This window comes from Anaerotignum faecicola (assembly GCA_024460105.1).
Taxonomy (GTDB): domain Bacteria; phylum Bacillota; class Clostridia; order Lachnospirales; family Anaerotignaceae; genus JANFXS01.
Genome location: JANFXS010000417.1, coordinates 1 through 416 on the forward strand (window position 1 = coordinate 1; position 416 = coordinate 416).

Sequence of the window (416 nt, forward strand, 5' to 3'; positions counted from 1 at the left end):
GTTGAAGCAGAAGTATCCGGTCTTTGGCTATATGATATCGCAGGAGGAGAACCATACGGAGCATGAATGCCTGCTTCCGGGAGGAAATGTGCGCTGGCTGAAGGTGATCTCCAAAATGGTTACCGATACTTCTGGAAGGCCGTGGTACGCGGTAGGGAAGCTGGTCGATATTCAGACGGAGCGGGAAATCAAGGAACAGCTGGAAGCGAAGGCACAGACGGACAGCCTGACGGGAGTATACAATTCGGCCACCAGCCATCAGCGGATGAGGCAGGCGCTGATGGCGGAGGGACGGGATGGTTCGGGAGCCATGATCATCATGGACATCGACTATTTCAAGCAGATTAACGACTATCTGGGGCATTATACGGGGGATCAGGTGCTGAAGGAGACGGCCGGGATTCTAAAGGCCTGTT

1 protein-coding gene is annotated in these 416 nt (G+C 54.1%); it reads left to right on the forward strand.

The genetic code is table 11. The annotated features are described in order from the left end of the window. Positions 1-416, forward strand: a 416-nt coding sequence (locus NE664_14655) for a GGDEF domain-containing protein (protein MCQ4727875.1), incomplete at both ends; no start/stop codon positions are given.